The sequence below is a fragment of the Mucilaginibacter defluvii genome (assembly GCF_039543225.1).
Classification (GTDB): domain Bacteria; phylum Bacteroidota; class Bacteroidia; order Sphingobacteriales; family Sphingobacteriaceae; genus Mucilaginibacter; species Mucilaginibacter defluvii.
This window is the reverse complement of record NZ_BAABJI010000002.1, coordinates 361,391-375,802: the sequence shown is the minus strand read 5'-3', so window position 1 is coordinate 375,802 and position 14,412 is coordinate 361,391. Positions and strand designations below refer to the sequence as shown.

The 14,412-nt window shown below is 45.1% G+C and carries 9 protein-coding genes and 1 pseudogene; 6 read left to right on the top strand and 4 right to left on the bottom strand.

Annotated features, from left to right (window positions below):
- Window positions 1-4: 4 nt before the first annotated feature.
- Entirely contained in the window at window positions 5-433 is a 429-nt protein-coding gene (locus ABD960_RS07880) for an OsmC family protein (RefSeq protein WP_345330473.1), read from the bottom strand.
- Window positions 434-583: 150 nt separating this feature from the next.
- On the opposite strand from ABD960_RS07880, the gene ABD960_RS07875 reads away from it, so the two are divergent.
- The 6 genes from ABD960_RS07875 (at window position 584) to ABD960_RS07850 (ending at window position 9,019) form a co-directional block, all read left to right on the top strand.
- On the top strand, window positions 584-1,822 hold the full coding sequence (locus ABD960_RS07875; RefSeq protein ID WP_345330472.1) for a nucleoside recognition domain-containing protein: 1,239 nt from the start codon (window positions 584-586) through the stop codon (window positions 1,820-1,822).
- A 145-nt stretch (window positions 1,823-1,967) separates the two neighbouring features.
- Entirely contained in the window at window positions 1,968-6,164 is a 4,197-nt protein-coding gene (locus ABD960_RS07870; RefSeq protein WP_345330471.1) for a PKD domain-containing protein, read from the top strand.
- A gap of 28 nt (window positions 6,165-6,192) precedes the next feature.
- A complete protein-coding gene (locus ABD960_RS07865; RefSeq protein WP_345330470.1) occupies window positions 6,193-7,215 on the top strand; it encodes a PorP/SprF family type IX secretion system membrane protein in 1,023 nt (340 codons plus the stop codon).
- Between the two features lie 36 nt (window positions 7,216-7,251).
- Window positions 7,252-7,662: a hypothetical protein gene (locus ABD960_RS07860; protein ID WP_345330469.1), complete on the top strand. Its 411-nt coding sequence runs from the start codon at window positions 7,252-7,254 to the stop codon at window positions 7,660-7,662.
- A gap of 17 nt (window positions 7,663-7,679) precedes the next feature.
- Entirely contained in the window at window positions 7,680-8,087 is a 408-nt protein-coding gene (locus ABD960_RS07855; RefSeq protein ID WP_345330468.1) for an OsmC family protein, read from the top strand.
- A gap of 392 nt (window positions 8,088-8,479) precedes the next feature.
- On the top strand, window positions 8,480-9,019 hold the full coding sequence (locus ABD960_RS07850) for a hypothetical protein (RefSeq protein ID WP_345330467.1): 540 nt from the start codon (window positions 8,480-8,482) through the stop codon (window positions 9,017-9,019).
- A gap of 58 nt (window positions 9,020-9,077) precedes the next feature.
- Here ABD960_RS07850 and ABD960_RS07845 read toward each other — a convergent pair whose 3' ends face one another.
- The 3 genes and pseudogenes from ABD960_RS07845 to ABD960_RS07840 form a co-directional block, all read right to left on the bottom strand.
- Entirely contained in the window at window positions 9,078-11,561 is a 2,484-nt protein-coding gene (locus ABD960_RS07845; protein ID WP_345330466.1) for a phosphocholine-specific phospholipase C, read from the bottom strand.
- A gap of 84 nt (window positions 11,562-11,645) precedes the next feature.
- Window positions 11,646-11,981 (bottom strand): alpha-L-rhamnosidase C-terminal domain-containing protein, encoded by a 336-nt coding sequence (locus tag ABD960_RS21035; protein ID WP_486348236.1) that lies wholly within the window; start codon window positions 11,979-11,981, stop codon window positions 11,646-11,648.
- Window positions 11,961-14,336 (bottom strand): annotated as a pseudogene (locus tag ABD960_RS07840) (family 78 glycoside hydrolase catalytic domain); the annotation flags it as partial. The pseudogene ABD960_RS07840 and the gene ABD960_RS21035, both read right to left, overlap by 21 nt.
- Between the last annotated feature and the right edge of the window lie 76 nt (window positions 14,337-14,412).

Genomic DNA, 14,412 nt, shown 5'->3' with positions numbered 1-14,412 from the left:
AAAACTACTCAGCCGGGTGTATGAACACCTGCCAGGTTACTGCCGCGCCGGCTTTCTCTAACGTTGCCGATACCGAACAGTATTTATTAATTGAAAGTTCTGCTGCGCGCTGGGCTTTGTCTGCATCTACTGTACCGTATAAATGAAATTCGATATCAACTTTTTGCCACAGTGATGGCTCCTTTCCTGCTTCGCGCTCACCGTTTACTACCATTTTGTAATCCTTCACATTCTGACGCTGCTTTTTCAAGATACTGATCACATCGATAGCTGAACAACCGGCAACCCCCATCAGCAACATCTGCATCGGGCGAACGCCAAAGTTATCGCCGCCGCTTTCGGGGCTGGTATCCATACGCACGGTGTGTCCGTTTTCGTCATACGCTTCAAAGCCATAATCGCCATGAACGCGTGAAAGTTCAATTTTAGGCATAGTATTAAAATATATCGGCTAAGTTATGAATTTGAGCGTTTTGTAGCGTGATGTTGTCTACTTTATGTTTTTATTATGATGCAAACCGTTACGGTATTTGTTAGTATAGCAGCAAAAAGGCTATATTCACCCTTCGTATTTTAACGCTGCATGGTCTTAAATTATATCTGGATTGCCTTTTTTGTTATCGCCTTTATTATAGGTTTAATTAAACTTGTTTTTTTAGGCGATACCGAGATTTTTCAGCAGATGGTTGAGGGTGTGTTCAACTCATCCAAATCATCTGTAATGGATATAGCCCTGCCATTAATAGGCAACATGGCCTTTTGGCTGGGTATACTTAATATTGCAGAAAAGGCCGGCGCAATCAATTTTTTATCGCGCATTGTGGGCCCCTTTTTTCAAAGACTATTTCCCGAAGTCCCTAAAAACCATCCGGCTACCGGTCAGATGCTCATGAATTTCTCAGCCAACATGCTGGGACTCGATAATGCCGCCACCCCGTTAGGACTTAAGGCTATGGGCAGCTTACAAGAGTTAAATAAAGACAAAGAAACCGCATCAAACGCGCAGATTATGTTCCTGGTACTGCACACGTCCGGATTGCAACTGCTGCCCGTTACCATAATCGCTCAACGCGCTATACTTGGTTCTGCCGATCCGGCTGACGTACTAATCCCCTGCATAATAGCTACTTATGTCGCCACTGTAGCCGGTATAATAGCGGTATCCATCAAACAAAAAATCAATTTATTTAATCGGGTAATTATTTTATGGTTAGGAGGACTTACCGCGTTTATAGCCGGGTTTGTGTTCTATGTAATTACTTACCTGAGCAAGGAAGAAATCACTACCCTATCAAAAGTCTCGAGTAATTTCCTGCTTTTTTTGATTCCTGTGGTAATTATTTTAGGCGGTTTTAGAAAAAAAATCGACGTGTTTGACGCTTTTATTGAGGGGGCAAAAGGCGGTTTTGAAACATCAGTAAAAATCATCCCCTACCTGGTGGCCATGCTGGTTGCCATCAGCGTGTTCAGAACCTGCGGAGCGCTTGACTATATTAATGATGGCGTACGCTGGGTAGTTACACAATTCAACGCAGATACACGCTTTGTTGATGCCTTGCCGGTAGCTTATATGAAACCCTTAAGCGGCTCAGGCTCAAAAGCCATGATGATAGACACCATGAAAACTTTTGGTACCGACAGCTTTGCCGGTCGGTTAGCAAGTACCTTCAACGGATCAGCCGATACTACCTTTTATATTGTGGCTTTATACTTTGGATCGGTAGGTATTAAACGCTCGCGGTATGCTATCCCGGCAGGACTATTCGCTGACCTTGCAGGCGTTATTACGGCCATTTTGGTATGCTATCTTTTCTTCGCCTGAGAGCAAAAATACACAACTAATTAAGCTAAACCATGTAACTAAGTGAGCTTAATTCCGTAAAAAATGACAGTAGTACTTTTTTTGCATCTGCTAAAACAGAAGCAAAAGTTTCAGGTTAGCTAACTGTTCATTTTTTAGGAGTTAAATGAAGAAAATTTTTACCAGACTTTTTCCTTTTATTTTTTTTGCCGTTCTGTTTAGCCTTAGCGCTTCAGCCCAAGTTATAACAATTAGCGCTGTTGACCCCGGCCCATACGGCCCCGGTTCAACCATTACAGCCCGCATCAGTGTGAGTGGAGGCTGTATAGTTAATCCCTCAAACCGTTTTAACTTATACCTGTCTGATGCAAATGGAAATTTCAGTGGCACAGGTCGATTGATCGGTTCGTTTAACGACTTTTACACCACCTTTGTTAATGGTACGATTCCATCAGGTATCGCAGCCGGCAGCGGTTACCGCTTGCGGGTGCAGTCAACCTCGCCATCGGTAGTAAGCACAACATCAAGTCCGTTTAGCATTGGTACGGCGGCGGGTGTACCTGTTCAGCTTTCATCCATCACAATTAACAGCGCCAAACCGGAGGTATTCGGCCAGTGCGAAAACACAAGCAACAACAATACAACGTATACAATTAATAACGAGACAGATGCCTCTGCAACGGTAACCGCACGAATTACCAATGAGATTGACAATACAACCGAAAACTTAACGCTTGATGCCGGCTACAGCGCCGCGCCGGCACACTTTACCATAACGGCTAAAGGTGTTTTAGCTAATGGCGTGGTTAGTACCCGCAGCTATATGCTGGTGAATAACCGCGTAAACCTTAACGCTTTCCGTAGTACCGAGGTACAAACCGCCTGTTTGCCCGATGGCACAATATCGTTTGACACTGATTTATCAAATGGTACAAGTTCATTGCGTAAAGTTTTTCCGGGTAATATTTACACCGTTGCCTGGGGTGATGGCCTATCAAGAGACTTCACTGTGTGCGAAATTCTGGCCAACAACGGCATATTCTCTTACAGCTACACCAGGTCGTCGTGCGGAAATAATATAAGGGTAAATTCAACCACATTTTATAATAGCTTTGGCTTAACCATACGTGCCAGAAACGCGTACTGTAGTCCCGGCGGCGCATTAATCGCGCCTATAAAGGTTCTTGGTAAAGCCAATACAGATTTTACCGTGCGGGCTGCAAACGGCGGTGATGCCGGACTTAACGTTTGTACCGGAACGGTTACCTTCTCCAATACTTCTGACCCTGGTGATAATCCGAGTAACAGTAATGCCTCATGTAAAAACCCTAACGCACGTTATAACTGGTATGTAAACGGTGCGCTATTTGCTTCAAACAAAACGCTTGGCGCTACTGATGTTCGCTACAATTTCGCTAACCCGGGTAATTACACCGTGCGCCTGGTGCTCATCTCCACAAGTGCCTGCCAATCAAATCCTAACGACCCAAGTAATGTAATTGAGAAAACTGTATGTGTTCAAAACGCTCCAACGGCTGCCTTTAATATAAACGGCAATACCGGTAATTTTACGCAATGCGGCAACCCTTCATTTACGTTCAGGCCAACCAATACCTCAACGGTTGATAATTCATGTGTACCGGTTGAGCGTACCTGGTCAGTATCAGGGCCAACGGATGGGTATACCATCAATGGTAGCCCAAGTGATAACGCGCCGGAGTTTACCCTCACCAAGCCGGGCCGTTACATTGTACGCCTTATACTTAAAGGCCCCGGCACCTGCGCGCCTGATACCGCTACGGCACAAATTACCTTAAGCACTACTCCGGTTGCACAGCTTAAGGCAGGCCCGATCCGCATTTGCGGTAGTGGTACTATCCAAAGGCAATACAAAAGCGATCCTAACGATGACTTTTATGTAAATCTCAGCGGAACCTCACCTGAAGTTACCGGAACTTATACCTGGGCGGCAACAACCGTAAGCGGCACCGGCACGGTTACTTTTGTAGATCCCGTTACGGCCAAATATCCGCGTTTACGCTTTTCAGGACCGGGCGAGTACCAGGTAACCGTTACACATAAAAATGAGTGTAACCCTGCGGGCGTTGAATCAACACATAATATCATCATTCAGAATGCACCTGAAATCACTGTATCCACACCCGATGTATCTAATTGCCCGGGCGATGCTGTACCCATTAAAGGCGCAGTAAACGGCAGTTATACCAGTACACGTTGGGAAAGTACCGGTGGCGGCACTTTTGCCGACGCCAATAATCTCGAAACAACTTATACGCCGTCTCAGGCGGAAATAGAAGCAGGCACCGCAACCGTAAACCTGGTGGTTACAACCAACCTTTCAGCTCCTTGTAATACCATTACCACTCCTTTAACAATACGCATAACGCCACCAAACACCATAACAAGCCCGCTTACTTTGCGCGCCTGTAGCAACCGCAGTTTTAGTTATACCATCAATGCCACATTACCTGGCAGTACCTTTCAGTGGGAAGTTGATCCCGCAGGCACTTCTACAACGGCTTCAGGCTACCCGGTTAGCGGCACAAGCTCAGTAATTGACGGCACTATTGAAAATACCGATCCGAATGGCGGCGCGGTTACGGTTACGTACATTATCAGGCCGGTAAATTCCGGTTGTGTGGGCGATGCGCGCAAACTGGTGATCACCGTTATACCAGCTAACCCAAAAATTGATTTTACAGCTACTCCTCAACAGGCGTGCGGCCCTACAACCGTAACATTTATCAATAACTCCCCTGCCGAAAATGGCACTTATCAATGGGATTTTGGCGATGGCACTACTTACACTGGCCAAACACCACCACCACATACCTTTCAGCCATCAACCACCGGTGCAGAAGCATCTTACGAGGTAAGCCTTCGCCTGGTGAGCGATTGCCAAACCTTTCCGCCTGTTGTAAAAACAATACTGATAAGCCCTGCCTCGCCTATACCTGTGCTCGAGGCAACGGCCAGTGCCGGTTGCGCGGGCGATAAAACCATAACGCTGGTAAACCGTTCACCAGGTAACAACCAAGCCTATTATTATTATTTGCTTGATGCTAACAAAGCCATTATTCAAACCATTGGCCCAATAGCTGATAAATCAAACCAAAGTTTTACGGTAGCAGCCGATCCGAACAATACACGCCAAGTGTTTGTACGCATGCGTGTGGTTGATAAATGCGGTAACGACGCTACTTCACCCGATCAGCCTTTTACCATTGTGCCAAGCAACCTGATCGCCAGTATGTTTATACAGCAATCGCCACCAAAGGCATGCGCAGGCCAGGATATTGTATTTGTAAACAACTCAACCGGCGACAGCTTCAGTTACAAGATATATAAGGACGGTACCTTGCTTGAGGAAATACGCAATGTGCCGAGAGGAAATTATACGTACAGGTTTATTAATGCAGGCTCGTATACCGTATCGGTTGTGGCGGGAACCATCGCCTGTGGCCCTCAAGGTGAATCGGCACAACAGCCCATTACTATTTATGCAGTGCCGGATGTATCATTCAACGCCTCTGTAGAGAATTGCGATAATAACCTGAACTATTCGTTTACAATCACTGGCGTTACCGATGCAAACACCCGCTATTCATGGGATTTTGGCGATGGTACTCCGCGCTCGCTGGAAAGACAACCGGTGCATCAGTATGCACGTCCGGGCAACTACAACGTAACCTTAACCGTTACCAATCAGTTGGATTGCGGCAATACGGTCACACGCCCTATAGCGGTATCCCCTCCATTGCTTGCCGACTTTAGCGTTGCGCCGGGTTTAGAAATAGAGGTACCTAACTTCCATTTCTCCTTCCGCGATGAGTCTGACGGAAATGTTGTGGCCTGGCAATGGGATTTTGGCGATAACATCGGCACCTCAAACCAGCGCAACCCGGAATATACATATCCGCAATCGCAAATTGGCTCGCACGTAGTAACACTTATCGTAACAGATAGCAAGGGCTGTACCAGCGAAAAACAAAGAACCGTAACCATATCAGGCACGCCCGGAACCTTATTTCTCCCGAACGCTTTTATACCAACCAATAGCAGCGCGGTATTGCAAACCTTTATGGCGCGCGGCGCCGGTATAGCCAAATGGCGTATGCAGATATTTAACAAATGGGGGCAGCTTGTTTGGGAGACAGACAAACTCGGCGCTAACGGCGAACCTATTGAAGGTTGGGACGGCACCTATAAAGGCTCACCTGCACCGCAGGGTGCTTACGTATGGCAGGTATCGGCAACTTTTATAAACGGTACCGAATGGAAAGGTATGTCATACGGCAACTCTCCGCCAAAGCGAAACGGTGTAATTAATTTGATCAGATAAGTATTTTATAAACAGACGTCTACTATAAATGAAAATACAAAACAAATGGTTGTTTTTTGTGCTGATGCTTATTGCTTTTGATAGCCTTGCGCAGGATCATCAGTACTCGCAATTTTTTCAGGCACCGGTATATCTCAACCCTGCCTTAAACGGTCAGTTTGAAGGTAAATTAAGGATGAGCCTAACCTACCGTAACCAATACTCAACCATACCCGGCAACCTCAATTACCTGTCGGCAACTATTGATTATAATATACCTCGGTTTGGCGGGGGCTTTGGTTTGATGTTTACCCGCAGCAGCGAGGGGACCGCTTACCTGCGTAAAAACAGTATCATGGGCCTTTATTCGTACAGCGTAGGGTCTGATGAGTATGTGCTGTCATTCGGCCTGGCAGCAGGCGCTACCAACCGGTCTGTTGATATGAGCAAACTAATATTTGGCGATCAGATAGACCCGAACAGCGGCATCATACCTGGCCAACAATCCTCTGCCGACCTGCTGGCCTATAACAGCCGTTTTTATTTCGACTCAGGTTTAGGTATTAACCTGGTGACCGGCCCGTTCATGGCAGGTGCATCGGCATTTCACCTTAACCGCCCTAACGAGTCGTTCACGGGCACACCGGTTAAGTTGCCTATACGTTTCGCCGGTCACCTGAGCTATCGTTATGATTTGAACAAGTATGATAATCTCGACGATTATGAAAAATCATTTGTTATTCCGTCTGTAGTATTTTACAAGCAAAGCAATGTAAACTCGTACAGTGCCGGTGTGCAATACAAACGCCGCAGCGTAAACGCCGGGTTATGGTATCGCGGTGGCAATGGCGGGCCGAGCGCGGTTGTCGTTTCCTTTATATTCGATATATTTAAAAACCGCGAAAGCGGTGATAAACTGCGCGTAGGCGTTAGCCATGATGTACCAATGTCTAAACTCAGTTACGGCGGCACCAGCGGCACTACCGAGGGCAGCGTAGTTTATGAAACTCCGGGCAATGGCGATAACAACTTCAGGTTTAACGGCGCTTTAAGGTGTTATGATTTTTATTAAACGAAAATCAATACTTTAGCAGCCCAATTATAAATCATGAGTAACGATTATCACCAGCTTAAAAAAGCCAAGGGTAAAACCGCCCGTTTGGGTGTATGGGTAGTTATCGGGCTTATTATTTTATTCGGGCTTATCTTGTTTCGCTTTACCCTGTCGGGCTCACAAAAGCAAAATCTGTTTGGTGGTTTGCCATCAAAAGAGGATGTGTACGAAGCAGCTAAAATTATTGTAAAGCCGTCCCTTAAAGGTGATCATGTCTCCTTTTCCGACGATGGCTTTGAATTCGGCAAGCGTTCGGATTCGGTATATGTCATCCGCTCCTACGCTGATGTAACTGCGGAAGATGGCTCCCAAAGCAGGCAATATTTTAACGTAACGATAAAATACAATGGTGGTTTAGCTACTAAAGCCAACAATTGGGAGTTGCAGGCGTTGCAATTGCAGTAAGCACTACAAAATTTCTTATGACGCAGCAAAAAGAGGGTGTTTTAACCGCCAGAACAGTAACCCGCAAAGAAGCCTATCAAACAGTAGTAACCAGTGGCAACAATGCTATTATTGTTGATGAACCAAATGATAAAGGCGGCAAGGATACGGGCATGGATCCGTTTGGACTGTTGCTGGCAAGTTTGGGAAGCTGTACCGGCATAACTTTGCGCATGTACATCGATCGTAAAATGTGGATTGTAGATGAGATTACGGTTGACCTTGAGCTTTTTAAAACAGACGATGGCATATTGATAGAAAGGCTCATAACTTTTAACGGAGAACTTATACAGGAGCAAATTGACCGCTTGTTACAAATAGCCGACCACTGCCCTATTCACAAAATACTCACGGGCAATATTTCGATCACCACATCGATAGCCTGAAAAAACTCAGGCCGGGAAAACCCGGCCTGAACCAATCACTCTAAAACAATCACCTCTAACCAAAAGAAGTATTTTTAAAAGCCGGCTATTAACCGTCTTTAATATTTTTAACACTACAAAAGTAGTTATAAAACACTTGATTGAATGTTTAAACTTGGGTTTTTTACCCCTGATTGACATAACAATTTAGTTACAATATTTTCTTAGAAAGAAATCAACACGCACATATAAATTTAAATACATTATATTTTTTTTAACGCGCTCCATTTACCGTTAGTATTTTGTAATCATGTTTTTCTTTCAATTGCATGTATAGTTGTAAAATGCTTGAAAATAAATAAATCATTAATTAAAGACCGCTGTTTAACAGGTACATCTATAATTAAAATGTTATGAAAATTCATCAGAACAACATGCTTGGCGAGTTAGGCGGTGCCATTGGCAAAGGTATACTGGCCGGGTTGGCGGGTACGGCCGCTATTACCATCTCACAGATGATAGAGATGAAAATTAACAAACGCGAGCCCAGCGACGCACCAATTAAAGTGGTGCAGGAAACCGCAGATGTTGCGCCTGTGAGCGAGGAGCAAAAAGAAAAAGTATCGCAAGAGATACATTGGGTTTACGGCACCACATGGGGAATTGCCCGAGGTTTGATATCATTAACCGGTTTAAAAGGATTGCCGGCTACCGCAGTGCATTTCGCGGCGGTATGGGGTGCCGCGTTGGTTATGCTGCCTAAGTACAATGCCGCCCCACCGGTAACAGAGGAAGAGCCAAAATCAGTAGCTATTGACGCCCTGCATCATGCAGTTTACGCAACAGCCGCCGGCTTCGCATTTGACGCGCTGGATGCAGGCAGCCGCAACGAACGTAAAATACGCGGCATAATTAAACACCTGAAACTTAAAAACCTGCTCAGGAAATTTTAAATAGATTTTTATGAATTGAAAAGCCCGTAATAGTTAAATACGGGCTTTTCAATTCAGCTTAAGCACCTATTAAAGGATCAGTAGAGCCGTGTTTTCCCGTCTCTACACGTCCGGCGTATCTTCTGGAAAAGTCTTCATACCCTGCTACTTTCAGTTCTACGTCGTACCAGGCATGGCTGCTTTGTAAATTGATGATCTGCGCAGCCCTTTCGCCCGGCTTTACACTTAGCTTTTTGTGGCCTTGTTTATAAGAAAGATCTGATATTACAACCTGATAGCTATCAGATTTACTCTTGTTTGTTAACAAAATCTCCATGTTGCCATTGGATTTATAAACAATTTCGACTTGCATATTAGGACCATTTTTACTCCCTGTAATACTCCTGTAAAACCCGTTAGGGCCATGCAGATCGAGATGGTAACGCGCATTCCCAAATGCCTTAATGGGCCATGAATATTCAATTTCGTCGCCAGCTTTTACCGCAAAAGCCCAGGCAGGCATTGGGTCAACGGTTTTGCCTTCGCGCTGAAACTGCCGACGGGCATATACATTGAACGGCACCCCTGCTTTGTTACCTGCCTTCATTTTAACCGTGATCGCATCATTATTTTCATTCAGATGACCATCGGCGTGCAGTTCATATGGCAAAGCGCATGAACGGCGCATACCTTTTTCCTGTTTAGGAAATGCGGGTATCGCTTCAGGCTTATCGTTTATCGCGACGATCTCGCCTTCACTTAAAGCCTTGAAGTTGTTGGGCGCTTGCTTAAACTTCGCGTTGTAAATTTGCTTTACGGTTTCGTCACGGTTCAGAGATGCAGGATAATTGATCTTCTCACCATTGTAAGGCCTAAATACGGATGTCAGATCACCGCATACCGTCCGCCGCCAATCGCTGATATTAGTCTCTTTTATTTGCTTACCTGTTTTTTTACTCAGGAAGGTTTCTAAAAACTGCAGGCAGGAGGTATGGTCAAACACCTGTGAGTTCACCCATCCTCCCCGGCTCCATGGCGAAGCGATAACTAATGGCACCCTAAAACCTAAACCTATCGGACTCTCGCGGCGATACTGCTCAGGAATACCGCTTTTAGCCTGCTCTGCATTAGTAACATGCTCTGTTGCGGTATCTAACCCTGCGGAGCATTTGCCTGTCTCCGGCTTTGCTGAATGTGGCGGAACAAATGGCGCTACGTGGTCAAAATAGCCATCATTCTCATCATAAGTAAGTATAAACATGGTCTTTTTCCAAACTTCAGGGTTATGTGTTAAAATATCCAGCACTTCTGATACATACCACGCACCATACCAGGGCGAAGAGGGATGATCGGAAAAATTGGAAGGTGCGGCCAGCCATGATACAGTTGGCAGCTTACCATTTTTCACATCCTGCCTGAACTGGTAAAGTATATCGCCCTTCGGCACCTTAACTTCACGCTTTTCACCGTTTTCCTCGTAGGTAAGTGTTTCCAGCTGATGGAAATCGGTATCGTTAACGTTGGTTACAAAGGCCTTTTGATGAATATTCTTTTCGTGATCGCTCAACTTGTCAAAGCGTTCCTGGGTCCATTCGGCTCGCTCGGCTTTCACCTTATCCAGTTGCGTTTGTTTTTTATTGATTTTATCATTTATTTCAGCTGATTGAGGCTGAGCCTTCAGATAAGCTATTTCCTGCTGTAATTTCGCTTCGGCCTTAACCAGATAATCCCGGTGTGCCTTGTGCAGGCGTACGTTGTAATTTTTATAAAATTCAAGATTGTTATCGGTAAAATTACTGAGCCAGTCTTCCTCCTCGCCGGTAAAGCCAACATCCAGACTCAATTCATTCTGATATACTTTCCAGGAGATGCCCGCCTCTTCCAACCGTTCAGGAAAAGTTTTGGCGATAAGGTCACGATAATTCAACTGATCATTGTAAACCAATGCCGGTGAATTGGCATGCTGCTCCTCACGGATGGTTCCGGCCCAAAAATATGAGCGATTTGAACTTGTACCGGTTAAAGAGGAGCAAAAATGCTGATCGCAAACGGTAAAGGCATCAGCGAAAGCGTAATAAAACGGGATATCCTTTCTATCGTAATAGCCCAAAGTAAGCGGCATGTGGGCATACGATTTATTTCCGGACTTTTTGCTCTCCAGCCAGCCGTCCATCTTGCCATTGTTATGCGCGTCGATCTGGTTTTCCCATGAGTGAGGCAATGATTGCATCCAGGTAGCCCTTGAATTTTTTATATCCAGATGAAAGGGTATGTAAGTTTCGCCTGCTTTATTGCTCTGTAACCAAACCTTATTGTTATTCGGTAAATGCATCGCCCTTGGATCATCAAAACCACGTACACCCTGCAAGGTACCATAGCAATGGTCAAAGGACCGGTTCTCCTGCATCAAAAAAACCACATGCTCCGCATCCAGATACGTAGTGCCTTTGTCTGCATCAATCGCCAGAGCTTTTTGTATTGACTCAGGCAAAACGCTGAATAAACCGGCAGAACCGGCCAGCATCGTAGCCTTTTTTATGAATTCCCTGCGTGAATCAGCCATAATCTTAAAAAAGCGAATTTAAATCGCCGAGAAAAAATTAGTTTTAACGCTATATTAAGTTTAAAACGAATAAACTTTGTTTACCTACTGTACTATAAAACGATAAGATCCCGATGCAACTTGATAGCCTTTTTGCACATTCAAAATTTTGCCGTTAAGCATTACTTTTGATGACTGAGCCGGGAAAGTAATATCAGCGGTTGAATTAGCGGGAATGGTAACATCATAGATAACTTTGCCTTGCTCCCGTTTCCAAGATGAAATGATATTACCATACGGTCCCTTATGGCTTGATGTAAAGAAATTCAATCCCTGTACAAAATTCGGTTTCAACAATACATTTTTAAAGCCCGGTTTATTTTCATCGGCTTTAATGCCGCCAAGGCCTTTAAAAAACCAACCACCTATTTCGCCAAACATCATGTGATTTAAGGAGATATCTCGCGGGGCATCCATATCCCAGTTCTCGTGCAATGTGGTTGCGCCATTCACTATCCACCATCCCCAAGAAGGGTAAGTATCCTGCGATGCCAACTTATAAGCTATCTCACCCTGACCGTTATCGCTTAAGGCATTCAATACGGCTTTGGCACCCAATACACCCACATCAATATGCATATTATCCTGCGCGACCCGCTTGGCAAGGTTTGCGGCCAGTTTAAGGCGATATTCTTCAGGCACAAGCTTCCATTGCAGTGCCATGCTCAATTCAGTTTGTACGCCGCTGCCATAAATACACTTGGCCTTGTCAAAATACTTATCATTTATCGCTTTCCTGATTTTTGCAGCCAAAGCAGCGTAAAACTGCTGATCCTGGGTTTTGCCCAGCAACGTGGCGGCTTTTGACAGTATAGTCGCATCTACATAAAAATAAACCGACGAGGTATACTCCAACGATGACGACGATTTTACAGGTACCCAATCGCCTCGGCCAAACGTTGTAAGGTTGTTCGGGCTGATCTTGCTTACATAATTCACATAAGCCTTGATATTGTTATAGTTATCGGCCAATGGCTTTGCATCACCATAAAACAGGTACAAGTTCCAAGGGATAATGGCAATGGTACTCGTCCAGTCGGTGCCATTGGCCGTGCCGTAGCCCCAGCCGCCGGTTGGTATAATGTCGGGCAGTACGCCGTTGGGCTGCTGCTCGTCGCGATGATCGCCGAGCCATTTTTCGTAAACGGTGATGCCGTCAAAATTGAACAAACCTGTTTCGACGGCGAAATGTCCATCGCCTGTCCAGCCATTTTTTTCCCGCTGAGGACAATCTGTAGGATAACCAAATAAGTTGGACAGGTAAGAGGCATTGGTAGCTGCCCATAATTTATTTACCAGGTCACTTGATGTATTTAGTTTACCCACCTGCTCAACATCACTATGCATAAAATAGCCGGTAATATCTTCCTTGTTAAAGTTAATGGGTTTGCTGCTGGTTAACTCCACATATTGAAACCCTTTGTAATTAAAGCTCGGCATAAAATCAACTTCTCCCTTGCCATTCAGTATAACCACATCGGTTTGAAAAAGATCATTTTTATCTCTCGGACGATGGTAAACATCGATATTCGATAAGTCTACATGCCCCTTTGGTGTGCCTGCTTTGGTGTAAAGCTTTTCACCGTGCTTTATTCTTACTACAGTACCGCTATCGCCGCGGAGTTTTACCCGGGTAACACCGGCAATATTCCGGCCCATGTCAACCACGTAATTTGTATCATTAAACTTAACCAGCGATTTGGCCGACAATTCCTCTATATTACAGATAGGCACCATCACCTGGCTTTCTATTTTTTTAGCGGGTGCGGCCCGCAGCCCGGAACCGTTCCATTTACTGTCATCAAAATTGACAGTATTCCAGCCTGGTATTTCTTCCCTGGCGTCGTAATGCTCGCCGGTATAAATGCTATTGAAAACAATCGGCCCGCTGTGGGTTTTCCAGCTTTCATCGGTGAATATGGTTTCGGCTGATCCATCCTCATAGTTTATCCGCAAGTCAAGACAAAAAGTTGGCCGTTGCCGCCAGGGTGCCCGGTCAAAATTCCATACTGCGATAGATTGATGGTTGTACCACCCGTTACCCAACACCACGCCGATTGCGTTGGCGCCGTTTTTTACTTGAGCGGTGACATCATAAGTAACATACAGATTACGCCTGTCAAAACGGGTATACATTGGATCGAGGCGGTGGTTGCCAATCTTGGTTCCGTTAATAAACAACTCGTACAAACCCGCTACCGCGATATAGGCACGCGCCGAGCGGACTTTTTTACCGGCATTAAAAACCTTGCGAAAATAAGGGGCCTTTAACTCGTTTATGCTTTTACCATCGCTAATCCAGTTGCCGGTCCAGTTATTCTGGTTCATCAAGCCGGTTTCAAAAAAAGCGGTTTGGCTTTGCGCCAGTGGTTTGGAATTTTTATCCCAGGTACGTACCGCCCAATAGTAGCGCGTAAAGGGTTTTAAAGGTTTGCCATTGTAAGTGACCAGACTGGATTGAGCGATTACTTTACCGGTGTTCCATACGCTACCCTTACCTACTTCCGCCGGATTTTCAGACACCAAAACCGTATAGGCGCTTTGCAATGCACCCTGCCGGCCATCATTCAATTACCAGCTTAAGCGGGGGTGAGCCTCATCAATACCAAGCGGAGATGTAAGGTGTTCGCATTGTAATTGCACTGCGCCCGGCTGTGCCAAAGCACAGCCTGATATTATCAAAAAAGCAAGGGTAAAAAAACAATTTAGCAACAACGGGAAGTATTTTAATTTCATAGCATAATTAGAATTGGCTCAATTGGAAAGATCAATCAGCAATATCGAAATATCTTTTAAAACACGTTGTAAAAGT

Bases quoted from the DNA above. Each gene is read 5' to 3' on its own strand.
- ABD960_RS07880 (WP_345330473.1), bottom strand. From the start codon at position 433: ATGCCTAAAATTGAACTTTCACGCGTTCATGGCGATTATGGCTTTGAA.
- ABD960_RS07875 (WP_345330472.1), top strand. From the start codon at position 584: ATGGTCTTAAATTATATCTGGATTGCCTTTTTTGTTATCGCCTTTATT.
- ABD960_RS07870 (WP_345330471.1), top strand. From the start codon at position 1,968: ATGAAGAAAATTTTTACCAGACTTTTTCCTTTTATTTTTTTTGCCGTT.
- ABD960_RS07865 (WP_345330470.1), top strand. From the start codon at position 6,193: ATGAAAATACAAAACAAATGGTTGTTTTTTGTGCTGATGCTTATTGCT.
- ABD960_RS07860 (WP_345330469.1), top strand. From the start codon at position 7,252: ATGAGTAACGATTATCACCAGCTTAAAAAAGCCAAGGGTAAAACCGCC.
- ABD960_RS07855 (WP_345330468.1), top strand. From the start codon at position 7,680: ATGACGCAGCAAAAAGAGGGTGTTTTAACCGCCAGAACAGTAACCCGC.
- ABD960_RS07850 (WP_345330467.1), top strand. From the start codon at position 8,480: ATGAAAATTCATCAGAACAACATGCTTGGCGAGTTAGGCGGTGCCATT.
- ABD960_RS07845 (WP_345330466.1), bottom strand. From the start codon at position 11,561: ATGGCTGATTCACGCAGGGAATTCATAAAAAAGGCTACGATGCTGGCC.
- ABD960_RS21035 (WP_486348236.1), bottom strand. From the start codon at position 11,981: ATGTTTGGCGAAATAGGTGGTTGGTTTTTTAAAGGCCTTGGCGGCATT.